The sequence below is a fragment of the Sphingomonas aerolata genome (assembly GCF_023935825.1).
GTDB classification, from domain to species: Bacteria; Pseudomonadota; Alphaproteobacteria; order Sphingomonadales; family Sphingomonadaceae; genus Sphingomonas; species Sphingomonas aerolata.
The window spans coordinates 653,754-677,712 of sequence record NZ_CP098762.1 but is presented as its reverse complement, the minus strand read 5'-3'; the positions used below and the strand labels follow the sequence as shown (position 1 = coordinate 677,712).

The window sequence follows — 23,959 nt, the reverse complement described above, 5'->3', positions numbered from 1 at the left end:
CCATGCCCCAACCCAACTGGACCCTTGTCATCCACGGCGGCGCGGGCAAGCTCGACCGCGAGATGCTCTCCGCCGAGCAGGATTCGGGCGCGCGCGCCGGCCTGTCGCGCGCGCTCGACGCCGGCTCGGCCGTGCTCGCGGGCGGCGGCACCGCGCTCGACGCGGTCGAGGCCGCGGTCCGCGTGCTCGAGGATGATCCGCACTTCAATTCGGGCCGCGGCGCGGTCTTCACGCATGACGGCGGGATCGAGCTCGACGCCGCGATCATGGACGGCCGCACGCGCGCCGCGGGCGCGGTCGCCGCCGCCACCGCGACGCGCAGCCCGGTCGGCCTCGCCCGCGCGATCCTCGACGACGGCCGCCACGTCTTCCTCGCAAGTGCCGGCGCCGATGCGTTTTCGCGCGAGCACGGCCTCGAACAGGCGGATCAGGACTGGTTCGCCACCGACGAGCGCCGCCGCCAGTTCGCCGAGCTCCAGGCGAGCGGCGACATGTTCGACGTCGACATGAAATACGGCACCGTCGGCGCGGTCGCCTGCGACGGTAACGGCCATGTCGCCGCCGCCACCTCGACCGGCGGCGTCACCGGCAAGCGCTGGGGCCGGATCGGCGATTCGCCCGTCATTGGTGCTGGCACCTTCGCCGACGATCGTGCCTGCGCAGTGTCATGCACCGGCTCGGGCGAGTTCTTCCTGCGCGTCGGCGTCGGGCATGAGATCGCCGCGCGCGTCCGCCTGACCGGCGAACCGCTCCAGGCCGCGACCGAGGCGGTCCTCGCCGAAGTCCGCGCGCTCGGCGGCACCGGCGGCGCGATCGTCGTCGCCCCCGATGGCAGCATGGCCTGGTCGTTCACCACGCCGGGCATGTACCGCGGTACCGCATCCGCAAAGGGCGCGCGCAACGTCGCCATCTACGCTAGTGAGCAGCCATGATTCGCAAGCCCCTGACCGCGCTCGGCCTGCTCGCCGCGACCGCGCTGACCGCCGCCCCCGCCACCGCCTATTGGGAATATGGGCATGAGACGGTCGCGCAGATCGCCTATGCCAATGTCGCGCCGCGCACGAAGGTCGCGATCCGCCGCCTCCTCGCGCAGCAGGCGCTGCTCGACACCCCCGAATGCCCCGCCGGCACGATCGAAGAGGCAAGTGTCTGGGCGGATTGCATAAAGCCGCTCAAGACCGCCGACGGCAAGTCGCGCTTCGGCTTTGCGTACAGCTGGCATTACCAGAATGTCGATGTCTGCGCGCCGTTCGACCTGACGCCTGCCTGCAAGGACGGCGACTGCGTCTCCGCGCAGATCGACCGCGACGTGAGACTGCTCCGCGACCGCAGGACCTCGCCGCACGACCGCGTCCAGGCGCTCGCCTTCCTCATCCACTTCGTCGGCGACCTGCATCAGCCGCTCCACGCGGGCGATCGCCATGACAAGGGCGGCAACGACGTGAAGACCGATTACGGCATCTACGCCCCCGCGCGGCTCAATCTCCACTCGGTCTGGGACGGCACGCTCGCCGAACGCGCGATCTCCGCGCCACCGTCGCTCGTCCGCCGCTACCCCGCCGCCGAACGCGCGCGCATCGCCGCCGGCACCGTCGCCGACTGGAGCCGCGAAAGCTGGCAGGTCGCGCACGACGTCACCTATGCCTCGGCGCTGGGCGGCGACGCCTGCGCCCCCGTCCCCCCGCGCGTGAAGCTCGACGAAGCCACGATCGCCCGCATCGCGCCCGTCTCCCGCGAAGAAGTCCGCAAAGGCGGCCTCCGCCTGGCAAAACTCCTAGACAACGCCCTGACCTAAAACCCCTCTCCCCTAGGGGGAGAGGGAGGGGCCCATGCGCCCTTGCGCATGGGAGGGTGAGGGCACGAGGCTCAAGCCCCCCCGTCATTCCCGCGAAGGCGGGAACCCAGACCGGCTACCCTGGCGACTAGACCCGACCGTCAGCCCATCTGGATCCCCGCCTCCGCGGGGATGACGGCAGGAAAGGCCCCCGAAGGGCCCGCCCCCAACCCTCAGTTCAGCACAATCGTAACCGCCCGGCGGTTCTCCGCCCAGGCCGCATCGTCCGACCCCTGCGCCACCGGCCGCTCCGACCCATAGCTGATCGTCGTCATCCGCGACGCCGACACGCCGCGTGCCGCCAGATAGTTCTTCGCCGAATTGGCCCGCCGGTCGCCCAGCGCCAGGTTATACTCGCGCGTGCCGCGCTCGTCGCAATGCCCCTCGATCGTGATGCGGACATTGGGGTTGCGCGCCAGCCACTCGGCCTGGCTGTCGAGGATCGCGCGCGCGGTCGGATCGATATCGTACATGTCGAGCGCGAAATTGACCGTGTTGCTCTGCACCGAGCGACGGAAATCGGCGTCCGACCCGGGTACGATCGCGCCGTTCGCGCCGCCATTGGCCAGCCCGCCGGTCGGGTCGACGCCCGCCGACGAATCGACGGGGGCGGGCGGCAGGGTCTCGGGGCGCTTCTTGGCGCAGCCCGCGACGGCGATCAGCGCGGTCGCGCACAGCAGCGTTGTCGTAAACTTGGCCATCACATCTTCTCCCGTGGTCGGAACATATTCCAACATAGATTACATAATCGGTCTAGGGCCGCAGCGGGCCCCAGGCTGGATCCGACCCGTCGAGCGGGGTCGGAATCTTGCGCTCGTTGACGCCCGTCAGGTCGACGGACCACAGATCCGCCTTACCCCCGCCGCCGCGCCCGGAGCGGAAGAAGTTGATCACGCGGCCGTTCGGCGACCAGCTCGGCCCCTCGTCCTGCCAGTCGTTGGTCAGCAGCTTCTCGCCTCCGCCGCTCGGGCTCATGATCCCGATCCGGAACCCCCCGCCCAGCTTGGTGAACGCGATCAGGTCGCCGCGCGGGCTCCACACCGGCGTCGCATAGCGCCCGCCGCCAAAGCTGATCCGCTGCTGGTTCGATCCGTCGGCGTTCATGACATAGATCTGCTGCCCGCCCGACCGGTCGCTCTCGAACACGATTTTCGATCCGTCGGGCGAATAGCTCCCGCCGGTGTCGATCCCCGGCGAATTGGTCAGCCGCTGCGGCGCGCCGCCCTGGCTCGACACGCGGTACACGTCGGTATTGCCGCCCTGCGCCATCGAGAACAGGATGTTGCGGCCATCGGGCGAGAAGCGCGGCGCGAAGGTCAGGCTGGCATTCTGCACCACCAGCCGCTGCCGCCCGGTGCCGATGTCATAGACATAGATCGCCGGCCGGTTGTTCACATAGCTCATATACACGATCGACTGCTGGTTCGGCGCGAAGCGCGGCGTCAGCACGATCGACTGGCCATTGGTCAGGAAGCGGTGGTTCGCACCATCCTGGTCCATGATCGCCAGCCGCTTGATGCGGCGGTTTTTGGGTCCGGTTTCCGAGACATAGACGACGCGACTGTCGAAATAGGCGCCCTCGCCGGTCAGTCGCGTATAGACCATGTCCGCGCATTTATGCCCGGCACGCCGCCAGTCGGACGGCGGCACGACGAACCCCTGCCGGGTCAGCTCGGCACGCGACGACACGTCGTACAGATAGCAGCCGACCGTCAGGTTCCCGTCGCCATTCGCGCGGATGAACCCCTGCACCAGCGCCTGCGCACCCGTGCTGCCCCAGTAATCGAACCCCGGCGCGGTGACCTCGGGAAAGCCGATCGCGCGCAGCTGCCCGGGGGCGAGCGGCGTGAACAGCCCCGAATTGCGCAGGTCGTTGGTGACGATATCGGCCAGCTGCCGGCCGAGCACGTCGGTCGACCCAGCCGGCGTCGACACGACCGCGGACGTCGGCATTACCGGCACAGCGATCGGCATCGGCGCGGAGATCCCGCCCGTCACGTCGACCACCAGCCCGCCGGCCTGATCGTCCGCGGCCGCCGGCGCCCCCGCCTGCGGTACCGGCGCCGGCGCCGGCGCATCCTGCGCACTGGCCGCACCGCCGGCAACGAGTGCCATCAACCCGACCGAAGCAAGCACCGCCCTCACCCCAGACCCCACCCCGGCGAAGGCCGGGGCCCAGTTGGGAGAAGCTGCTGCAAGCACGGTGCGCGCCGTCACGAAAACCTCTCCACCTGGGCCCCGGCCTTCGCCGGGGAAGAGGCTGGAGATCATGGCGGGCCGGCGGGGGGACAGCGATCGGAACATAACGGACATCCTCATCCGGGAAGCTTGTAACGCAGGCTGAAATTGCTCCAGCCATTCTGCACGTCATACAGGTCGTCGGGCAAACCGCGCAGCGGCGAACAGCCCGTGAAGGTCGCGATCGCCAGATCGTCGACGCGGTCGACATAGCGCCTGTTCTCGTCGTCGACGCCCGCATGCCCGGTGATCGTCGGCCGCGACTTCAGCGTCCCGTCGCGGTTGAGCTTCAGGTTGATCGTCACGCGGATCCGCTCCGCGCCCGGCCCCGGCGTCACCTGCCGGTTCGCGCAGGGCTGCACCTGTCGCAGGATCGCCGAGCCGATATTGGCCGCCGCCTGCGCGCCCAGCTTGGCCGCCTTGGGCGCCTCCGACTTGCTCGGCGACGGATCCGCCGACAGGCCTTTGAGGAAATTGTCGCCCAGCCGCGACCCGCGCGGCCGCGCCGCCTTGGCCTCTGCGGTCGATCCACTGCCCTTCGTCGCCGAAGGCTTGGCGGGCTTTGCCGAGGACGCCGCACTCTTGGCGGGCGCCGCGCTCGACTTGGACGCGCTCTTCGCCGGTGCCGCCTTGGCAGGCGTAGGCTTGGCCGCCGGTTTCGCGGGCGCAGGCTTGGATTTCGCCGGGCTCGGCTTGGCCGGCGCAGGCTTGGCCACCGGCTTGGGAACGGGCGCAGGCTTCGCCACCGGCTTCGGCGGCGCGGGCCTGGGCTTGGCCACCGGCTTGGGCTCGGGCTTCGGCTCGGGCTTGGGCGCCGGTTTGGGCGGCGCAGGCTTGGGCGCAGGCTTGGGGGGCGCCGGCTGCGGCGCAGGCGGCACCGGATCCGGCTGCGGCTCGGGCTCGGCCTCCTGCGGCGCGGGCGGGGCCGCATCCTCGGGCATGCCCTCGTCGGGCGCGACCGATTCGGCGGGCGTCTCCGCCGATTGCGGCGCGGTCGCCTCGAGCGCCACGTCGGGCACCAGGCTGATGTCGATCGGCTGCTGGACCGGCTTGGGCGGCTCGGGCGTGTCGAGAAACCCGACCGACAACAGCGCGAACAGCACGACATGCCCGACCAGCGCGACGCCGAACCCGATCTTTTCGGAGCGATCCATCACCAAGGGCCCATCACCGCCGCGACATCAGTTGGGTGTGCCCTCGACCGTCACCAGCGCGACGCGGTTCAGCCCGGCGCGGTTGAGCTCGCCCATCACGCGCATCACCCGGCCGTAGTCGAGCTTGCGGTCCGCGCGCAGCAGCACCTGCGGCTCGTTGCCGACCGCCCGGCTCGCCGCGATCGAGGCGAGCCGCACCGGCAGCGCGTCCTCGCCGATCTGGTCCTGGTCGATGAACACCGCGCCCGTCGCATCCATCGAGATCTCGACGGGTTTCTGCTCCTGATCCAGCGCCTTGGCACGCGCATCGGGCAGGTTCACCGGCACGCCTGCGGTCATCAGCGGTGCGGTCACCATGAAGATGATCAGCAGCACCAGCATCACGTCGACCATCGGCGTGACGTTGATGTCCGCCATCGGCGCGCGCCGCCCGCGACCGCGACCCGAAGGAAGGTTCATCGCCATCTACGCGCCTCCCGTGCACAGCACCGGCCAGCCGCTCATCGCGCGCCGTCCAGCTGTCGCGACAGCGTCGCGTGGAAGCCGTCGGCGAAGCGGTTGAGGCTCGCCTCGATCCGGTTGATGCCGTGGCTGAAGCGGTTGTACGCGATCACCGCCGGGATGGCCGCGAACAGGCCGATCGCGGTCGCGAACAGCGCCTCCGCGATCCCCGGCGCGACGACGGCGAGCGAGGTGTTCTGCGCCGCCGCGATGCTCGTGAAGCTGCGCATGATTCCCCAGACGGTGCCGAACAGCCCGACGAACGGCGCGACCGATCCGACCGTCGCCAGTACGTTCAGCCGGTCCGACAGCGTGTCGATCTCGTGCGCGACCGCCGCACCCATTGTCGTGGCGAGCCGCTCGCGCGTCCCGGCCTTGTCGATCGTGCCGCCCGCGGTCGACCGCCGCCACTCGGTCACCCCGGCCGCGAACACGCGCGCCGACGGCAGGTCGGTCTCGCTCTCGGCCTTGTAGAACACGTCGATGTCCTCAGCCTTCCAGAAGTCGCGCTCGAACCGCACCAGCCCCTTGCGCGTCTTGCCCAGCCGCCGCCAGAACGCGACGATCAGCGCCCAGGTCCAGACGCTGGCGAGCAGCAGCCCGATCATCACGCCCTTCACGACCAGATCGGCCTGTAGGAACAAGTGGATCGGCGACAATGTCGCGCTATCCATAGTCAGAACCGGATTCATGCTTCCCCCTGCCAGACAAGGCGTTCGTAGATGTCAGTCCATGCGCGCGGCTGGCGTCGCGGCCGGCCGTTGGGGGCGATCAGCGCCGCCACCACGTCCGCCTCGGCCAAGACAAGCCCGCCGCACATGACTCGTTGATGAATGGCGACGCTGGCCGCGCGGACCTGCGTGATCCGTGAGACGATCACCAGCGCATCGTCGAGCCGCGCGGGCGCGGCATAGCGGATGGCGAGGCTCGCGATCGCATAGGAGCCCTCTCCCGCCTCGAACGCGGCACGCTGGTCGATCCCGCCGACGCGCAGCATGTCCGACCGCGCGCGCTCCATGTAGCGCAGATAATTGGCATGATAGACGACGCCCGACAGGTCGGTGTCCTCGAAATACACGCGCAGCGCGAACCGGTGCTCGCGCCCCGCAAAGCGCCCTCCCGCCGGTTGATCCTGCTCTGCGTCAGCCATTCCGGGGGCTGTTAACCCAAGCATCGCCGCGAAGAAAGCATTCGCGTCGCCCGGCCCGCGGTTTCGCACCGGAGCAGGCGGATACGACTCGTCTTATTGCAGGGCGCCCGGATCGACCTGCAGCTGCGGACGCGGCACGACGGGAAGCGGCGGCTGCGTGACGGGCCGGAGCTGCGCCTGCAACCCCGGCGTGGCGGGCGCGGCGGACGGCAGCGGTGCCACGCCGGAACTGCCGACCGGCACTGCGCCGTTGCTCGCAAAGATCACGCGCTGTGCCGGAAGCGGCTGCACCGCAGTGCCGCGCCAGGCGTCGAACGCACGGTAGAAATCGGTGAAGGGCTGCTCCAGCATCGGCAGCCGCGTCGCGGCAAAGCTCGCCAGCATCGGCCCCGGCACGCTCGCGCCCTCCGCCAGCACGCGCCCTGCCGCTTCGCAGAAGGCATCGCGCGACGGCGACTGCGAGAAGAAATTGTACAGCCGCGTCATCGAATCGTCGTAGCGATCCTGCCAGTCGCCGCCGCCCGCGCGATATTCCGCCGAATAGGTCGCCTCGGCCTTGGCCAGCACCGGCTTCTGCGCGGCGAGCATCGCGTTGTAGCCCGCGACGATTACCGCCTCGTCCGGTCCGCGGCACGCGAGCGCCGCGACGTTCAGCGCAGCGCGCAGGTGCCAGATCTTCGCGGATTCGGTCAGGTTGCGGTTCGGCGTCGGATAGGTGCCGTCGGCGAGCACCGCGGGGATCTTCATCCCCGGGAACGCACCCTTGGGCAGCGGGGCGGCGACCGGTACCGGCGCGACCGGCGCCGGTGCGGGCGCCGCGACCTCGACCGGCTTCCGCGCGCACCCGGCGAGCAGGGCTGCGGTCACCGCAATCATCGCAAACTGACGCTTCATCGACTCAAGTCCTCGCTGTCCCCCGACCGAGACAGACCTGCCGCGATAAGGTTAACAGGGTATAAAACGCGTACGCGACTGCAACCCTAATGCGACGAACGGCACGATCGCAGCGTGTTAGGCCGGGAAGGATCAGGCCGCGCGCGCCTCCAGCGCCGCCGCCGCCTGTGCCATCAACTCGGCGATGATGTCCGCGACCGGCTCTTCCTTCGTGACCATGCCGACCGACTGGCCCGCCATCACCGACCCGTGCTCGACATCGCCGTCGACCACCGCGCGGCGCAGCGCGCCTGCCCAGTAATGTTCGATCTGCAACTGCGCCTCGCCCATCGCCACGCGTCCCTCGTCGAGATGCCCCGCGACCTCGCGCTGCTTGGCGGAGAACAGCTCGCCCGCCGCATTCTTCAGCGCGCGCACCGGGATAACCGGCAGCCGCGCGTCGAGCTGGACGCTGGCGATCGCATCGCGCGCCGAAGCGCGGATGAACGCCTTCTTGAAATTGGCATGCGCGATCGATTCGGTCCCGCAGACGAACCGCGTGCCGAGCTGGACGCCCGCAGCCCCCATGTCGAGATAGCCCGCAATCGCCTCGCCGCGACCGATCCCGCCCGCGACGAACACCGGCACCAGCTCGGCGATCTCGGGCAGCATCTCCTGCGCCAGCACGCTCGTCGACACCGGGCCGATATGCCCGCCGGCTTCCATGCCCTCGATCACCAGCGCATCGACGCCGCTGCGGATCAGCTTCTTGGCCAGCGCCAGCGTCGGCGCGAAACAGATGACCTTGGCGCCGCCCGCCTTGATCGCCTCGAGGCTGCCCTTGGGCGGCAATCCGCCCGCAAGCACGACATGGCCGACCTTGTGCCGCGTGCACACCGCGATCAGCTCGACCAGGTCGGGATGCATCGTGATCAGGTTCACGCCGAACGGCTTGTCGGTCATCGCCTGAGTCGCGGCGATCTCGGCATCGAGGAGCGCGGGCGTCATCGCCCCGCACGCGATCACCCCGAACCCGCCCGCGTTCGAAATCGCGGAGACGAGGTTGCGCTCGCTCACCCACGACATCGCCCCGCCAAGGATCGCGACCTCGGACCCGAGGAATGCGGCGCCGCGCGCCATGCGACGCTGAAGCCGGTCGCTGCCGATGGTCATTACAAAACTCCCGTTCGTGTCGAGCGAAGTCGAGAAACCCCGCGCAGTATCCGTGACATATTTCCCGACAATGCTCGAAACGAACGGACGGTGTCCGTCAAGCCGCATCCTCGGCATCGAGCCCGTAAGCGGTATGCAGCACGCGCACCGCCAGCTCGGTATAATCCTCTTCGATCAGCACGCTGACCTTGATCTCCGACGTCGCGATCGCCTGGATGTTGATCCCGCGCTCGCCGAGCGTGGTGAACATCGTCGAGGCGACGCCCGCATGGCTGCGCATCCCGACGCCGACCACCGACACCTTGGCGACGCGCGTGTCGTGGACCAGGCTCGCGAAACCGATCGCGTCCTTCGCCTTGTCGAGCACGTCGAGCGTCCGCGCCAGATCCGCCGAGGGCACGGTGAACGTCACGTCGGTCGACCCGGTCGAATGCGCGACGTTCTGGACGATCATGTCGACGTTGATCCCCGCATCGGCGAGCGGCGCGAAGATCGCCGCGACCGATCCCGGGCGATCGCTGACCTGCGTCAGCGTGATCTTTGCCTCGTTCTTGTCATGCGCGATGCCGGTGATGAGCTGGCGTTCCATATCGTCGATTTCCTCTTCGCCCACGATCAGCGTGCCGCGGTGACCATCGGTCGTATCGCCATCCTCGAACGAGGACAGCACGCGCACGCGCACATTCTCTTTCATTGCCAGGCCCACCGACCGCGTCTGCAGCACCTTGGCGCCGACGCTGGCGAGTTCCAGCATCTCTTCATACGTCACCTTGCCGAGCTTGCGCGCGCGCGGCACGATCCTCGGATCGGTCGTGTAGACGCCGTCGACATCGGTATAGATGTCGCAGCGATCGGCCTTCATCGCCGCCGCCATCGCGACCGCCGACGTGTCCGACCCGCCGCGCCCCAGCGTGGTGACGCGCTGGCCTTCCGCCACGCCCTGAAACCCCGGGATCACCGCGACAACCCCGTCCGCAAGGCTCGCATCGAGTGCGACCGTGTCGATCTCGCCGATACGTGCCGAGCCATGCGCGTCCGAAGTGTTGATCGGCAGCTGCCAGCCCAGCCACGACCGCGCCTTGCAGCCCGCGGCCTGCAGCGCGATCGCGAGCAAGCCGCTCGTGATCTGCTCGCCCGCCGAGACGACGACGTCATATTCCTTCGCATCGTACAGCGACGACGCCTCGCGGCAGAAGCCGACCAGCCGGTCGGTCTCGCCCGCCATTGCGGAGACGACGACCGCGACCTCGTTGCCTGCATCGACCTCGCGCTTCACGCGCGCCGCGACGTTGCGGATACGTTCGATCCCGGCCATCGACGTCCCGCCGAATTTCATCACGATACGGGCCATGGGCAGCGTAAATCCCTTTGGGTCGAAGCGGCGGCCCTGATAGGTAGCGCGCATGATACTGGCAAGTGACCGCAACGAAAGCGCAACAATCGATCCCCGGGAGGCCGCGCATTTCGGCACGATGGCGGCCGACTGGTGGAACCCCAGGGGCTCGTCCGCGCCGCTCCACCAGCTCAATCCGCCCCGCCTGCGCTACATCCGCGACCGGGTCGATACGCACTGGCACGGCGACGGCACGGGCTTCACCCCGCTCGCCGGCCGGACCGCGCTCGACGTCGGCTGCGGCGCGGGGCTGCTCTGCGAACCGCTCGCGCGGCTCGGCGCCAGCGTGACGGGGATCGACGCCGCGCCCGAAAATATCGCCGCGGCAGAAATACATGCAGCGCAGAGCGGGCTCGCGATCGACTATCGCGCGGGCGGCGTCGAGGGGCTCGACGGCCAGTTCGACCTCGTCACCAGCCTCGAGGTGATCGAGCATGTCAGCGACCCTGCCGGCTTTGTCCGCGGGCTCGCGCGCGTGCTGGCCGACAATGGCCTGCTGATCCTGTCCACCCCCAACCGCACGCCCTTGTCGCGGCTCGCGATGATCACGATCGCGGAAGGCACCGGCCGCATCCCGCGCGGCACGCATGACTGGAACAAGTTCCTCACCCCCGAAGAACTGACCGCGCTGTTGCGCGACGCCGGCCTCCACGTCGTCCACACGCAAGGCCTCGGCTTCTCGCCGGCAACCGGCTTCACGCTCAGCAATTCGACCAGCCTCGACTATTTCCTGACCGCGGTAAAAGCCTGACCCTTGCCCCCTCCCACACCACCCCGGCGAAGGCCGGGGCCCAGTTGGGAAGGCCGGGGTAACGAAACGCGACCCTCAGCCATGACCGCCCCCCGACTGGGCCCCGGCCTCCGCCGGTGTGGAACCGAATCCTGCCGGGGTGGACCAAATAATGGAGCCTAGCCCTCCCCACCCCTGTTCACCCGCGAAGGCGGGTGCCCAGACTGGCCACCCGCCTTCGCGGGTGAACATCCTTCTTCTAGTGGGTTTAGCCGCGCTCTACATCGCGCTCGCCCTCCTCCGCCCCGTCGACCACGACGAGAGCCAGTATGTCGCCGCGGCCGTCCTCACCGCGCACGGCCTGCTCCCCTATCGCGACTTCGCCTATCTCCAGACCCCGCTCCAGCCCTTCCTCCTCGCACCTGTAGCGCTGATCGCCGGCGCCTGGACCTGGCCCGCGCTCCGCCTCACCAACGCGCTGCTCGGCCTCGCGACCGTCGCGTTCGTCCACGCCGCCGCGCGCCGCACCGGCGCCGGCCCCGCCACTGCACGCCTCTGCGCCGCCTTGTTCGCGACCACCGACATCCTGCTGTTCAGCATCGGCACCGCGCGCAACGACGCGCTCCCCGCCGCCTGCCTCGCCGCCGCGCTCTGGCTGATCCTCCGGGAAGACCGGACCCGCGCCGGCGCGCTGACAATCGGCCTACTGCTCGCCGCCGCGGTCGCCGCAAAGATCTCCTACGCCTTCCCCGCCGCCGCCTATGGCCTCTACGCGCTGGTCCATCCCCGCCACCGCGTCTGGCTGGTCGCGCTCGGCGCGCTGCCGGTCGTCGCCTTCGTCGGCTGGACGTTCGCGCTGTCGCCCGAAGGCTTCCTGTTCGGCACGCTGCACTTTCCCGCCCAGGCGCCCGCGGAATATTACGCGGCCCGGCCCTGGAAGCTCTCGCTTGCCGCCAAGGCGCTCGATTCGCTGAAGTTCCTCGCGCTCGGTGCCGCGCTGCCCGCCCTCGTCCTCGTCGCGCGCGCCGCGATCCGTCGTCGGCGCGTCACCCTGCTCGATCTGCTCGTCCTCGCCGGGCTGGTCGCCGCGATGCTCCCGGTGCCGACCTGGCGGCAATATCTGCTGCCGATGCTCCCCCCGCTGTTCGTCGCGCTCGCCGCCGTCTGGACCGCGCAACCGCCGACCCGCGCGACTACCCGGATCATGGCCGTCTTCGCGCTGCTCGGCCTCGCACCCACGCTCTCAGCGCTCGTCGAGCCCGGCCGCCTCCCGCTCGTCACCGCCATGCGCGAAGCCGCCACGCTGACCCGGACGCTCGACGCACGCCGGATCATCGGCCCGATCGTCACGCTGTCGCCGCAGGTCCTGCCCGCCACCGGCCGCCTGCCCGATGCCCGCTTCGCCGCCGGCCCCTTCTACTTCCGCAGCCGCACCCTGCTCGACCCCGCGGCAGAGGCCCGGCTCCACCTCGTCGCACGCGATCGCCTGCACCTCGCCCCCGGCACCGTCATCCTCACCGGTGGCGAATCCGCCGCGACCGCGGGCGATTCGCAACTCGACGCCGCGCTCGAGAAGGCGGGAGCCGCAGCGGTCGCCGTCCCCGGCACCCGCTTCCGGCTGTCGGTCACGCCGCCAGCCGCCCCCGTCGCGCCGCGATCAGACCGGCATAATAGTCCACCAGTTCCACCGCATGCGCATGATCCGAGCGGACCTGCGCCGACGCCACGACCGCCGCGCGCCTGAGCATCCCGCGGTCGCGCGCGAACAGCCGTGCGATCGCCGCCGCCGCCGCGGTCGCATCGCGCGCGGTATAGAGCTCGCTGGCATGCCGGTCCGCGATCTCCGCGCACCCGCCCGTATCGGGCACGATCAGCGGCAGCCCCGACGCCATCGCCTCCGACGCGACCAGCCCGAACGGCTCGGCCTCCGACCCGTGGATCAGCGCGTCGCAGCTCGCCATGATCGCGGCCAGCCGCTCGCGGTCATAGACCGGCGCGAACATCCGGATATGCGGCGATCCGCCGATCCGCCGCGCGATCGCCTTGCTCTGGCTGCCCGTGCCGAACAGGATCAGCCCGATCGGCAAGTCGGTGCCCGCGCGCGCGACCGCGTCGACGACCAGCGGCCAGCGCTTCTCGCCATGATGCCGGCCCAGCCCGATCAGCAGCATCGCGTCCGCCGGCAACCCGCATTGCTGCAACAGCCGCCCTCGCAGCGCCTCGTCGCGCAGCCGTGGCGAGAAATGACCGCGCTCGATCCCCAGCGGCATCGCCGCATCGATCCGGACCCCACGCGCGCGCAACCGTTTCTCCAGCGCAGGTCCGTTGGTGACGACCGTATCGAACCGCGTCAGGAACCGGTTCATGTAGCGGCTGTACCAGCCGAACGCGCGCTCGATCCGGTCGTGGCTGGCGAACCCCGCGAACCAGCGCTGCGCATAGGCGGCGATATTGTCGTTGTGCATGAAGAAGGATTTCAGCGCGCGCTGCTGCCCGTCGGGCCCCGTCCAGTCGCCGACGAACCAGGCCGGCCGCCACGGCGAACAGCATTCGACCACATCCGGATCGAGGTCGTCGAGCACCCGGTGGATCGCCGCACGGTCCCAGAACAGCCCGTAATTGCGATCGAACGGCATCCCCGGCGACTTGAGGTAGATCACGCGCCCGCCACCCGGCCGCTCCTCGACGCGGTCCTCGCGGCCCGGCGCGACGACGATCAGCTCGTGCCCCAGATCGGCGAGGATCCCCATCTTCCGGTCGATATAGGTGCGCACGCCACCGCCCGTCGGCGAGTAGAATTCGTTGACGTCGACGATCCGCATCTCAGCCCGCCCGCCCCCTCACTTGCCGTCCAATGGGCCGAACCCGCCCAGCCCGCGCAGATATTGCGCGCGGATCGTGACATGCGTGAGTCCGGGCCCGACCTCGACGATCGCTTGGTCGACCTTGGGTCGCGATCGCCCGAGCCGGTCGCCCTTCACGAACCCCGCGCCATCCGACCAGACACTGAACTTGGCCCGGCCGTCACGGTCGTGCGTGAACAGCAGCGCGTAGCGGCCCGGATGCGGCACGCGGATGCACAAGGCGGTCGGACCGGTCGCGGGGGCGGGCACGCTGATACGGCGAAACGTCTTGCCCGCCGTGATCAGCTCGCGGTCGCCGCGCAGGAAATCGGCCTCGTCGGGCGGATAGAGTTCGAGCTTCAGATTGCCCTTGCGATCCTTCAGTCCGACGATCGTCGCTGCGATCGCCGGCCCCTCGTCGCGCTCGCACGCCTGCGCGTCGCTGCCGAGCATCGGCTCCTGGATCGCCGTCCGGCCGCCGGCCCATGCCGGGGCGGCGCCCGCGACCAGCCCCGCCAGCATCATCCCCGCCCCAAGGAATCGGTTCACGCACGCGTCCTCATCGCGATCGCATGCCCGCTGAATATGACAATCAGAATGACGTGGACGAGCAGCGTCAGCGCCGCGGTGAACGCGACGAGCTCGGACAGCGCCTGGTCCTGCCCGATCAGCAGGATCGCGAAATTGGCGAACAGCAGGTCCTTGTTCGGCACCAGCGGCAGCCGCGACACCAGCAGCCGCCCCGCCGCCAGGAACAGCCACATCGCGATCGACACGCCGGGCAGCGCAAAATGCCAGGCGAGCGCGATCAGCAGCGATCCGCACATCAGCCGGATGCAGTGGATCATGAACACCCACCACAAGGTCGCGCGTGGCAGCGAGAAGACGCGCCGCGAGAAGATCAGGAACGGCAGCGAGATTGCAAAGGTGATCGCCGCCGACCCCAGCACCGTCTTGAACAGGTCGGGCGGCAACAGGTCGCGGCTCAGCGGCAGCGCGATCGCGACCATCGCCAGCGTGATCGCGTTGCCCGCGATCGCCGACAGGATCGTCACGTCCTTCACCGCGCCGAACGGCGACGCCACCATCCGTGCCCGCGCCCGCGCCCAGGCATAGAAATAGGCGTCGCCCGAATAGCCGAACACCACCTCGTTCGCGATCCGCTTCTTGATCAGCGCGACCAGCCCCGCGACCGGGATGCCCCATAACCGGCGGAAGATCACGTAATCCCCCGTCGGGGGCGACATGTAGAGCAGCGCGAAACAGAGGTAGAATCGGGGATCGGACGGCACCGACCGCGACAGTCCGGCCAGCCCGTGCGCGAACAGCTCGCGCGCGAGCCCCGCGATCATCGCCAGCGTCAGCACCGCGCCGATGATCGCTGGCCACCGGCTGCGGAAGGTCTTGAGCGGTTCGAGCCCGACGATATCGGCTCCCGCCTGCACCACCCCGCCCGCGGAACGACCCGGCGGGTTCCCGGCCGTCAGCGCGGAGCCCGTCATACGCGTACGCATCGAACGATCCTCGTCCTGTACCGCGCACCCGGCCTTTCCGGGCATGCCATCACGCCGCGCCAATAGCCGCCCCGCCGCCGGCTTGCACGTGAAGATCGAGTCATCCGTCCCCGAACCCGCGCGGTTCGCCGCCGCTTACCCTCTCGCCATCGCGCCCCGGCCGCGCCATCTGTGCGCGATGCCCGGCGCGCACCACATCCTCACCTATGCAGACGACCTGTCCGGCGGCGGCGTCGAACGCGCGCAGCTACGGCTCGCGCGCGGCTGGCTCGCCGCAGGGCGCCGCGTCACGCTGGTGATCGGCGACCCGACCGGCCCGCTCGCCGCCGAGCTTCCCGACGGGCTCGAGGTCATCCCCGGCACCGCGCGCACATTGCCCGGCCTCGTCCGCCGCATGGCCCCCGACATCGTCTTCTGCCCCGGCAATCATTATACCGGCATCGCCGCCTGGATCCGGCTCAGGCTCGGCCGGGCCTGTCCGCCGATCGTCGCCAAGATGTCGAACGCGCCCGACCGCGGCGACCATGGCCGCCTGCTCCACGCCGCACACCGCATCTGGCTCGCGCGGCACGGCCGGTTCCTCGATCACCTCGTCGCGATGACCCCCGGCACCGCGGTCCAGGCCGCCGCTGCAACGCGCATGCCGGGCCGGGTCAGCGTCATCCCCAACCCGCCGGCACGCGCGGCGCCGGGCGCGACGCTCCCCGTGCTGCCGTCGCGGTTCATCCTCGGCGTCGGCCGGCTCGAACCGCAGAAGCGCTGGGACCGGCTGCTCGCCGCGGTCGCAGCACTCGCCGATCGCGACATCACGCTCGTCATCCTCGGCGAGGGCGCATGTCGCGGTGCGCTCGCGGCTCAGGCGACCGCACTCGGCCTTGCCGCCCGCGTGCACCTGCCCGGCCATGTCGCCGATCCGCTCCCGGCAATGGCCCGCGCACAGGTCGTCGCGCTGACGTCGGATTTCGAAGGCGTGCCGGGCGTCCTGCGCGAGGCACTGTCGGTCGGCACGCCCGTCGTCGCGACCGATTCGAGCCATGCGATCGCCGAGATCGTCGACACCCCCGCACGCGGCACGATCGTCGCGCGCGACGACGGCCCCGCACTCGTCGCAGCCCTCGACGCCTGGCTCGCGCCCGGCATTTCGCGGCCCGCACCTGTCCCGCAACCCGGCAACGACTCGGCCCAGCGCTATCTCGCGCTGTTCGATACGCTCGTCAGTCCGCGGCCTTCTCATCCTCGCGGTCCGACCGACGCTCGAGCACGGTCTTGAGCATCGCGGTCATCGGATCGGCAAGCGCGAGGCCAAGGATCCCGAACAGCGCGCTCGCGAGGATCTGCGCGCCCAGCGTCAGCGCGGGCGGCAGGTCCACGGTGCGCTTGGCGACCATCGGCACGATCACATAGCCGTCGATCGTCTGCACCACGAAATAGGTACCGATCGCCCAATATCCGGTGTCGACGCCCGCGCTGAAGCCGACCGCGACCATCAGCACGCCGGTGACGATCGCACCGATATTGGGGATGAAGGCGAGGATGCCCGCGATGATCCCGAGCAGCATCGCCATCGGCACACCGCCGATCGCCAGCGCGATCCCCGTCGCGACCCCCTCGACCGCCATGCCGAGCAAGCGCCCCGCGAGCAGCCGCCGCATCGTCTCGCCCATCGTCACCATCGTCCGGGCGAATTCGTCGCGCAGGTCGGTCGGCACCATCCACTGCACGCCGCGCGCATAGGTGCCCGGATCCATCGCGATGAACAGCCCGAGCACCAAGATCATGAACAGGCTGGTCAGCGCGCCGATCGCGGTGCCGACCCAGGAGGTCACGCGCCCGACCGAGCCCAGCGCCTGCTTGGCGATCCCGCTCACGTCCGACACGCCCGGCATCAGCCCCTGCGACGCCAGATAGCCCGTGAACCGGTTCGCCTGCAGCTCGAGCGTCGAGCGCAGCTGCGTCACCTGTTCGGTCACCTGCACGCCGGTCAGCACGAACGTGCCGATCATGAACACCAGCACCAGCACCACGACGATCAGCAGCCGCCATCCGCGGCTGATCGGCAGCACGCGCCCGAGCAACCGGACGCCGCCGTCGAGCAGCGACGCGAACACCACCGCGGCGAAGATCAGCAGCAACGGCTGCACCAGCACGATCGCCAGTGCGATCAGGCAGGCGAGCCCCAACCAGATCGTCGCGCGCCGCACTTCGGTGCGCAGCGCCGGGTCGCGCATCTCGACCGGGCTGGCCTCGTCGACGCGCTTGGTCGCGCCGCCCGCATCGGCCATGTCAGTTCGCCGTCGCAGGGTGCAGTGACGTGCCCGCGCGATCCGACCGGAGCGATCCCCACCAGGTCAGCGGGTTGTAGGTCGCATCGCCGTCGAGGCTGAAGGTGATGAACTCCGCTCGCCCGCCCAGATTCTCGTACGGCACCGGTCCGCCAAGGCCGAGCTGCGTCAGCGCGAAACGGCTGTCCGCGGACCGGTCGCGATTGTCGCCCATCAGGAAGACATGAGCCGCCGGGATCGTTATCGGCCCGTAATCGTCGCCGGGGCTCCAGCCCATCTCGATCGTGTCGAACCGCCGGCCATTGGGCAGCGTCTCGGTGATCGTCGGCAGGCGACAGATCATCGCGCCGTCGGGGCGCGTCTCGCGCGCGCCGGGATATTCGTCCTCGCTGCACGGGCTGTTGGTGTCGACCGGGATCAGCGTGTCGTGGACGGGGCCGCGCTTCACCGGCACGCCGTTCAGGATCACCGTCCCGCCGCGCACTTCCAGCCGGTCGCCCGGCAGGCCGATCACGCGCTTGATATAGTCATTCTGCGTCCCCGGCGGCGTCACGATCACCACGTCGCCGCGCGTCGGCAGCGACCCGAACAGCCGCCCCTTGATGAAGGGGATCTGCACGCTCCAGCTGTCTTCCTGCTGGCGAAGCACGACGCTCTTGAAGATCGCGACCGGGTTGGGGATCGTCGGCGACACGAACGACCAGCCATAGGCGAATTTCGTGACGACCAGCCGGTCGCCGATCCGCAGGCCCGGCAGCATCGATTCGCTCGGGATATAGAAGGGCTTGGCGATGAAGCTGTGGAAGCCGAGCACCACCAGCACCAGCCAGAATATGCCCTTCACCTCGCCCCACCAGTCGGTCCCGCGGCGCACGGGTGCCGTCGTCGTGGTGGGAGGGGAACCGTCGTTGCCCGGGGGCGGGACGGGTGTGGCGCCGACCCGCGATGCTGCCGGATTTTCGAGCGACTCTTTGCCGTCCAACGCCGCTTCCTTCATCGATCTTTATCCGCGGATAACAGGGGTATCGCTTCGATTATCACAAAGGCCTGCGCCCAGGGATGATCGTCCGTCATGGTCAGGTGTACGCGCGCGGCGTGGCCTTCGGGGGTCAACGCGTCAAGCCTCGCCTTGGCCCCGCCGGTCAGGGCCAGCGTCGGCGCACCGCTCGCGGCGTTGACGACGCCGATGTCCTTCATGAACACGCCCGCGCGAAACCCGGTACCGACCGCCTTCGAAAACGCCTCTTTCGCCGCGAACCGCTTGGCGAGCGTCCCCGCCTTCGTAAACGGCCGCCGCGCCGCCTTGGCCAGCTCCACCTCGGTAAACACCCGCTGCTCGAACCGCTCGCCGAACCGCTCGACCGATGCCTGGATGCGCTCGATATTGCACAGGTCCGACCCCAACCCGATGATCATCGCGACGCCTGGAGTCGGAAGACAGAAGAGTTTGTTCGCGCGGAGGCGCGGAGGCGCGGAGAGTATGAAGGCCGCAAGGGCGGCAGGATGACGTGAGGGAACGGATGGGTCGCAGCGACCACCGCCCCCCTCTTCTCCTCCGCGCCTCCGCGCCTCCGCGCGAACAAACCCTTCTTAAAATTACCGCGCCGCATCCATAGCCTCGCGCATCCGCCGCACGGCCTCGCCAAGCCCGACGAACAACGCCTCGCCCACCAGGAAATGCCCGATATTCAGCTCGCGCACCTGCCGGATCGCCGCGATCGGCGCGACATTGTCATAGGTGAGCCCGTGCCCCGCATGCACCTCGATGCCGTTCTTCGCCGCCAGCGCCGCCGCATCCTCGAGCCGCCGCAGCTCGACGCTGCGCGCATCGCCCGACAGTTCGGCGTAACGCCCCGTGTGCAGCTCGACGACCGGCACCTTCAGCCGCACCGCCGCCTCGATCTGCCGCGCGTCGGGCTCAATGAACAGCGACACGCGGATCCCCGCCCCCGCCAGCGCGTCGACCAGCCGTGCCATCCGGTCATAATGCCCCGCCACGTCGAGCCCGCCCTCGGTGGTCAGCTCCTCGCGCTTTTCGGGCACGATGCACGCCGCATGGGGCCGGTGGCGCAGCGCGATGCCGAGCATCTCGTCGGTCGCCGCCATCTCCAGGTTGAGCGGGATGGTCAACTCGGTCGACAGCCGCGCGATATCGTCGTCGGTGATGTGCCGGCGATCCTCACGCAGATGCGCAGTGATCCCGTCCGCCCCCGCCGCCGCCGCGACCAGCGCCGCGCGGACCGGATCGGGATAGCCCGCCCCGCGCGCATTGCGCACCGTCGCGACGTGATCGATGTTGACGCCCAGGCGCAGATGCGCGGTGCCGGGGGGGCTCATGCGACCGCCCTGCTACCGGGCTTGATCGCCGGGATCGCCGCGAGTTCGGGGGGCAGCGCATCCGCCGCATAGGTCGGCACGTCGAGCCGGATCAGCGGGAAGAACGGCACGCCCAGATCCGCCGCGCCGTTCGACCGGTCGACCAGCGCCGCCGCCGCGACCGTCTCGCCGCCCGCGCGCCCGATCGCCGCGATCGCCTCCTTCGACGACAGCCCGGTGGTCACCACGTCCTCCATCATCAGCACGCGCTGCCCCGGCGCCAGCCGGAACCCGCGGCGCAGCTCGAACACGCCGTCGGGCCGCTCGAGGAACATCGCCTCGACGCCCAGCGCGCGCGCCATCTCATGACCGCAGATCACCCCGCCCATCGCCGGTGACACCACCGCGCTGATCGACGCGCGCAGGTTCTCCGGGATCCGCGCGACCAGCGCCTCCGCCAGCCGCGCGCCACGCCTGGGGTCCATCAGCACGCGCGCGCATTGCAGATAGCGCGAGCTGCGCAGGCCCGAGGACAGGATGAAATGCCCCTCGAGCAGCGCCTCGGCAGCGCGGAATTCGGCGAGCACGTCGTCTTCGGTCATCGCGGGTCATCGCTCCAATGAAATCTGTCGCGCTGTACGATCGCGGCAAAGTCCACGCAATGACAACCGCCACCGCCCCCGCCACCGCCCCGCGCCGGCCGTCATACGCCCCGAAAAATTTGCCGGCCCGTGCAACAAATTCAACAAAGCCCGCACCGGGGTTGAGGCTCGCCCCGCCGCCGCCTATAGCCGAATGTCAAAATGATAAGCAGACATCCGCGCGTCCGTGATACGGGTTCGCACCAAACCGGGGTCAAGAAAAACGATGCGCATACTGGGGATGAGAGGATTGGCGATCGCAGCGGGGCTCGCACTGGCGAGTCTTGGCGGCGTCGCCGGGCAGGCTGCACCGGCTTCGCAGGCCGCCGCGACCGCGCCTGACACCGGCGCCGTGGGCGCTGCACCACAGGCCGCGGCCGGCCCGGCCGGCGTGTCGAACACCGCACCCACCAGCGCTGCCGCCCCGGCGACCGCGAATCCCTCCAGCCCGGCGCTCGCCGAGGATGGCGGTTATGCGATGGCCCCGACCCCCGGCGTGGGCCAGCCCACCCCCGGCACCGTCGGCCTCCAGCCTCAGGTCACCAAGAACGGCGTCTTCGCGCACTGGATGCACAATGCGATCCTGATGCCGACGATCACCGCGGTCTCGCTGCTGGTGCTCGCTTTGCTCTTCTGGGTGGTCTTCCGCTATCGCCGCGCCGCCAACCCGGTGCCGTCGAAGACCAGCCACAACACCGTGATCGAGATCATCTGGACGCTCGCCCCGGTGATCATCCTCGTGCTGATCGCGGTCCCGTCGATCGGCCTGCTCTCCGCCCAGTTCAAGCCGGCGCCCGCGGGCGCGGTGACGATCAAGGCGATCGGCAACCAGTGGTACTGGACCTACCAGTATCCCGATAATGGCGGCTTCGAAGTCACCGCGAACATGCTGAAGGAGGCCAAGGACGTCGGCGCGGGCGAACGCGCGCGCACCGATGCCGACGGCCCGCGCCTGCTCGCGACCGACAACCGCATCGTCCTGCCGGTCGGCGTGCCGATCCGCCTCATCACCACCGCGAACGACGTGATCCACAGCTGGGCGGTCCCCGCCTTCTGGATCAAGCTCGACGCGATCCCCGGCCGCCTGAACGAGACGAGCTTCACGATCGACAAGCCCGGCCTCTATTTCGGCCAGTGCTCCGAGCTATGCGGTGCGCGTCACGCGTTCATGCCGATCGCGGTCCAGGCCGTTTCGCCCGCGCAGTTCGCGGCGTGGGTCCGGGCCAAGGGCGGCACGATGCCGACCCCGGGCCAGGCCTCCGACAAGGTCATTCCGCAGCCCGGCGCCGACGGCTCCGCGGCCAAGGTCGAGGAGGCGGCGGAAACCGCCAACGCCACCGGCCCGGTCGAAAACGTGACCACCGCAGCGCCCGCCACCACGCAGGGCGCCACCTCCAACCCGGCCGGCGCCGGCAACGCGGGACTCTAAGATGACCGACACCGCTCTCAACCCGTCGGCGTTCGTCGCCCATGATGCGCATGCGCATCATCACGATGCCGATCACAAGCCCGGTTTCTTCGCGCGTTGGTTCATGTCGACCAACCACAAGGACATCGGCACGCTCTACCTGATCTTCGCGATCGTCGCGGGGATCATCGGCGGCTCGGTCTCGGGCCTCATGCGCGCCGAGCTCGCCGAGCCCGGCATCCAGTATCTCCAGGGCTGGGCCGGCATGCTCCACGGCGGCAGCGCCAGCCTCGACGAATCGCTCCACCTCTGGAACGTGCTGATCACCGCGCACGGCCTGATCATGGTGTTCTTCATGGTCATGCCGGCGATGGTCGGCGGGTTCGGCAACTGGTTCGTGCCGATCATGATCGGCGCGCCCGACATGGCGTTCCCGCGCATGAACAACGTGTCGTTCTGGCTGCTGATCCCCGCCTTCACGCTGCTGCTCGCCTCGCCCTTCTTCGGCGGCGCCGGCAATGGCTGGACGCTCTATGCCCCGCTCTCGACCTACGGCGAGCCCGGGCCGTCGACCGACATGGCGATCCTCGCGCTCCATCTCGCGGGCGCCTCGTCGATCCTCGGCGCGATCAACTTCATCACCACCATCTTCAACATGCGCGCGCCGGGCATGACGCTGCACAAGATGCCGCTGTTCGTGTGGTCGATGCTCGTCACCGCGTTCCTGCTGCTGCTCGCACTCCCGGTCCTCGCGGCCGCGATCACGATGCTGCTGACCGATCGCAACTTCGGCACGACCTTCTTCGATCCGGCAGGGGGCGGCGATCCCGTCCTCTACCAGCATCTGTTCTGGTTCTTCGGCCATCCCGAAGTCTACATCATGATCCTGCCGGGCTTCGGCATCGTCAGCCAGATCATCTCGACCTTCAGCCGCAAGCCCGTCTTCGGCTATCTCGGCATGGCCTATGCCATGGTCGCGATCGGCGTGGTCGGCTTCGTCGTCTGGGCGCACCACATGTTCACCACCGGCCTGTCGGTGAACACCAAGATGTACTTCACCGCCGCGACGATGGTCATCGCGGTTCCCACCGGCATCAAGATCTTCTCGTGGATCGCGACGATGTGGGGCGGCTCGATGAGCTTCAAGACGCCGATGGTCTGGTCGATCGGCTTCATCTTCATGTTCACCGTCGGCGGCGTGACCGGCGTCGTGCTCGCCAATGGCGGCATCGACGATTACATGCAGGACACCTATTACGTGGTGGCGCATTTCCACTACGTGCTCAGCCTCGGCGCGGTGTTCTCGCTGTTCGCGGGCTTCTACTACTGGTTCCCGAAGATGTCGGGCAAGATGTACAACGAGTTCCTCGGCCAGCTCCACTTCTGGGTGTTCTTCATCGGCGTGAACGTCATGTTCTTCCCGATGCACTTCCTCGGCCTCCAGGGCATGCCGCGCCGTTACCCGGACTATCCCGACGCCTACGCGCACTGGAACTATGTCGCGACGGTCGGCTACATGATCATGGCTGCGGGCATGGCGATCTTCTTCGTCAACCTGATCTGGTCGCTGATCGCGGGCAAGAAGGCGGCGGACAATCCCTGGGGCGAAGGCGCCACGACGCTCGAATGGACGATCTCCTCGCCCCCGCCCTATCACCAGTTCGAGACGCTGCCGAAGATCGACTGAGGGCGGATCAGGGCCATCAGGCCCCCGCCCGGCCGGCGCGGCAACGCCGCGTCCGACGACACGGGACTTGCTCCCGTGTCGGGCCCAGCCAGAAGACGCCCCGGGGCAACCCGGGGCGTTTTTCATATCCGCCCCCCAATCCGTCATCCTGACGAACGTCAGGACCCAGAGCCCAGCCGGACAGCGCGCGCCCGAAAATCGTCCCACCCCGGCACGCCCCAA

General features: G+C 69.2%; 24 protein-coding genes. 7 read left to right on the top strand and 17 right to left on the bottom strand.

The features are described 5' to 3' along the window. Nucleotides 1-2: 2 nt before the first annotated feature. Nucleotides 3-932 (top strand): isoaspartyl peptidase/L-asparaginase family protein, encoded by a 930-nt coding sequence (locus NEF64_RS03260; protein WP_056407044.1) that lies wholly within the window; start codon nt 3-5, stop codon nt 930-932. Further along, a complete protein-coding gene (locus NEF64_RS03255) occupies nt 929-1,795 on the top strand; it encodes a S1/P1 nuclease (protein ID WP_056407042.1) in 867 nt (288 codons plus the stop codon). The genes NEF64_RS03260 and NEF64_RS03255 overlap by 4 nt, the downstream gene beginning before the upstream one ends. 212 nt (nt 1,796-2,007) lie before the next feature. Here the strand turns inward: NEF64_RS03255 and pal are convergent, their stop codons facing one another. The 9 genes from pal to NEF64_RS03210 form a co-directional block, all read right to left on the bottom strand. Continuing rightward, entirely contained in the window at nt 2,008-2,535 is a 528-nt protein-coding gene (pal, locus tag NEF64_RS03250) for a peptidoglycan-associated lipoprotein Pal (protein ID WP_031395926.1), read from the bottom strand. Nucleotides 2,536-2,587: 52 nt separating this feature from the next. Then, nucleotides 2,588-3,949 carry a Tol-Pal system beta propeller repeat protein TolB gene (tolB, locus tag NEF64_RS03245; RefSeq protein WP_056407040.1) on the bottom strand — a complete coding sequence of 454 codons (1,362 nt, stop codon included), beginning with the start codon at nt 3,947-3,949 and terminating at the stop codon, nt 2,588-2,590. Between the two features lie 200 nt (nt 3,950-4,149). Then, nucleotides 4,150-5,226: a hypothetical protein gene (locus NEF64_RS03240; RefSeq protein WP_056407037.1), complete on the bottom strand. Its 1,077-nt coding sequence runs from the start codon at nt 5,224-5,226 to the stop codon at nt 4,150-4,152. Nucleotides 5,227-5,253: 27 nt separating this feature from the next. Beyond that, a complete protein-coding gene (tolR, locus tag NEF64_RS03235; protein ID WP_037531582.1) occupies nt 5,254-5,691 on the bottom strand; it encodes a protein TolR in 438 nt (145 codons plus the stop codon). A 35-nt stretch (nt 5,692-5,726) separates the two neighbouring features. After that, nucleotides 5,727-6,419 carry a protein TolQ gene (tolQ, locus tag NEF64_RS03230; RefSeq protein WP_031440027.1) on the bottom strand — a complete coding sequence of 231 codons (693 nt, stop codon included), beginning with the start codon at nt 6,417-6,419 and terminating at the stop codon, nt 5,727-5,729. Beyond that, nucleotides 6,416-6,877: a YbgC/FadM family acyl-CoA thioesterase gene (locus tag NEF64_RS03225; RefSeq protein WP_031440026.1), complete on the bottom strand. Its 462-nt coding sequence runs from the start codon at nt 6,875-6,877 to the stop codon at nt 6,416-6,418. Before NEF64_RS03225 ends, tolQ begins: the two co-directional genes overlap by 4 nt. 93 nt (nt 6,878-6,970) lie before the next feature. After that, nucleotides 6,971-7,771: a hypothetical protein gene (locus NEF64_RS03220; protein ID WP_056407033.1), complete on the bottom strand. Its 801-nt coding sequence runs from the start codon at nt 7,769-7,771 to the stop codon at nt 6,971-6,973. Nucleotides 7,772-7,903: 132 nt separating this feature from the next. After that, complete coding sequence (locus NEF64_RS03215; RefSeq protein WP_031440024.1) at nt 7,904-8,923, bottom strand: NAD(P)H-dependent flavin oxidoreductase; 1,020 nt, start codon at nt 8,921-8,923, stop codon at nt 7,904-7,906. 97 nt (nt 8,924-9,020) lie between these two features. Continuing rightward, complete coding sequence (locus NEF64_RS03210; protein WP_056407466.1) at nt 9,021-10,274, bottom strand: aspartate kinase; 1,254 nt, start codon at nt 10,272-10,274, stop codon at nt 9,021-9,023. 52 nt (nt 10,275-10,326) lie between these two features. On the opposite strand from NEF64_RS03210, the gene ubiG reads away from it, so the two are divergent. Further along, entirely contained in the window at nt 10,327-11,067 is a 741-nt protein-coding gene (gene ubiG, locus NEF64_RS03205) for a bifunctional 2-polyprenyl-6-hydroxyphenol methylase/3-demethylubiquinol 3-O-methyltransferase UbiG (protein ID WP_252574605.1), read from the top strand. A 223-nt stretch (nt 11,068-11,290) separates the two neighbouring features. Continuing rightward, complete coding sequence (locus NEF64_RS03200; protein WP_200912185.1) at nt 11,291-12,790, top strand: glycosyltransferase family 39 protein; 1,500 nt, start codon at nt 11,291-11,293, stop codon at nt 12,788-12,790. Here NEF64_RS03200 and NEF64_RS03195 read toward each other — a convergent pair. Genes NEF64_RS03195 through NEF64_RS03185 form a run of 3 tightly spaced genes read right to left on the bottom strand, consistent with a single transcriptional unit; the run spans nt 12,672 to nt 15,403 of the window. Then, nucleotides 12,672-13,868 carry a glycosyltransferase gene (locus NEF64_RS03195; protein WP_031440539.1) on the bottom strand — a complete coding sequence of 399 codons (1,197 nt, stop codon included), beginning with the start codon at nt 13,866-13,868 and terminating at the stop codon, nt 12,672-12,674. The two genes, NEF64_RS03200 and NEF64_RS03195, sit on opposite strands and share 119 nt — an antisense overlap. A gap of 18 nt (nt 13,869-13,886) precedes the next feature. Then, on the bottom strand, nt 13,887-14,414 hold the full coding sequence (locus NEF64_RS03190) for a DUF2141 domain-containing protein (RefSeq protein WP_056407032.1): 528 nt from the start codon (nt 14,412-14,414) through the stop codon (nt 13,887-13,889). A gap of 20 nt (nt 14,415-14,434) precedes the next feature. After that, complete coding sequence (locus tag NEF64_RS03185; protein ID WP_234387567.1) at nt 14,435-15,403, bottom strand: hypothetical protein; 969 nt, start codon at nt 15,401-15,403, stop codon at nt 14,435-14,437. 178 nt (nt 15,404-15,581) lie between these two features. On the opposite strand from NEF64_RS03185, the gene NEF64_RS03180 reads away from it, so the two are divergent. Further along, nucleotides 15,582-16,673 carry a glycosyltransferase gene (locus tag NEF64_RS03180; RefSeq protein ID WP_056407459.1) on the top strand — a complete coding sequence of 364 codons (1,092 nt, stop codon included), beginning with the start codon at nt 15,582-15,584 and terminating at the stop codon, nt 16,671-16,673. On the opposite strand, the gene NEF64_RS03175 is transcribed toward NEF64_RS03180, so the two are convergent. The 5 genes from NEF64_RS03175 to pyrE form a co-directional block, all read right to left on the bottom strand. Beyond that, nucleotides 16,618-17,685, bottom strand: coding sequence for an AI-2E family transporter (locus NEF64_RS03175; protein ID WP_056407030.1), 1,068 nt, complete (start codon nt 17,683-17,685; stop codon nt 16,618-16,620). The genes NEF64_RS03180 and NEF64_RS03175 overlap by 56 nt on opposite strands. 1 nt (nt 17,686) lies before the next feature. Continuing rightward, a complete protein-coding gene (gene lepB / locus NEF64_RS03170; protein ID WP_056407027.1) occupies nt 17,687-18,682 on the bottom strand; it encodes a signal peptidase I in 996 nt (331 codons plus the stop codon). After that, nucleotides 18,679-19,101 (bottom strand): holo-ACP synthase, encoded by a 423-nt coding sequence (acpS, locus tag NEF64_RS03165; protein ID WP_056407025.1) that lies wholly within the window; start codon nt 19,099-19,101, stop codon nt 18,679-18,681. Before acpS ends, lepB begins: the two co-directional genes overlap by 4 nt. A gap of 180 nt (nt 19,102-19,281) precedes the next feature. Further along, entirely contained in the window at nt 19,282-20,022 is a 741-nt protein-coding gene (locus NEF64_RS03160; protein WP_056407023.1) for a pyridoxine 5'-phosphate synthase, read from the bottom strand. Beyond that, nucleotides 20,019-20,603, bottom strand: coding sequence for an orotate phosphoribosyltransferase (pyrE, locus tag NEF64_RS03155; RefSeq protein WP_159512048.1), 585 nt, complete (start codon nt 20,601-20,603; stop codon nt 20,019-20,021). Before pyrE ends, NEF64_RS03160 begins: the two co-directional genes overlap by 4 nt. Before the next feature lie 280 nt (nt 20,604-20,883). Between pyrE and coxB the strand changes: the two genes are divergently transcribed. Together coxB and ctaD are read left to right on the top strand one after the other, a co-directional pair. Beyond that, nucleotides 20,884-22,071: a cytochrome c oxidase subunit II gene (gene coxB, locus NEF64_RS03150; RefSeq protein WP_320466472.1), complete on the top strand. Its 1,188-nt coding sequence runs from the start codon at nt 20,884-20,886 to the stop codon at nt 22,069-22,071. Between the two features lies 1 nt (nt 22,072). Then, nucleotides 22,073-23,737, top strand: a complete 1,665-nt coding sequence (gene ctaD / locus NEF64_RS03145) for a cytochrome c oxidase subunit I (protein WP_031393246.1) — start codon at nt 22,073-22,075, stop codon at nt 23,735-23,737. Nucleotides 23,738-23,959: the final 222 nt, after the last annotated feature.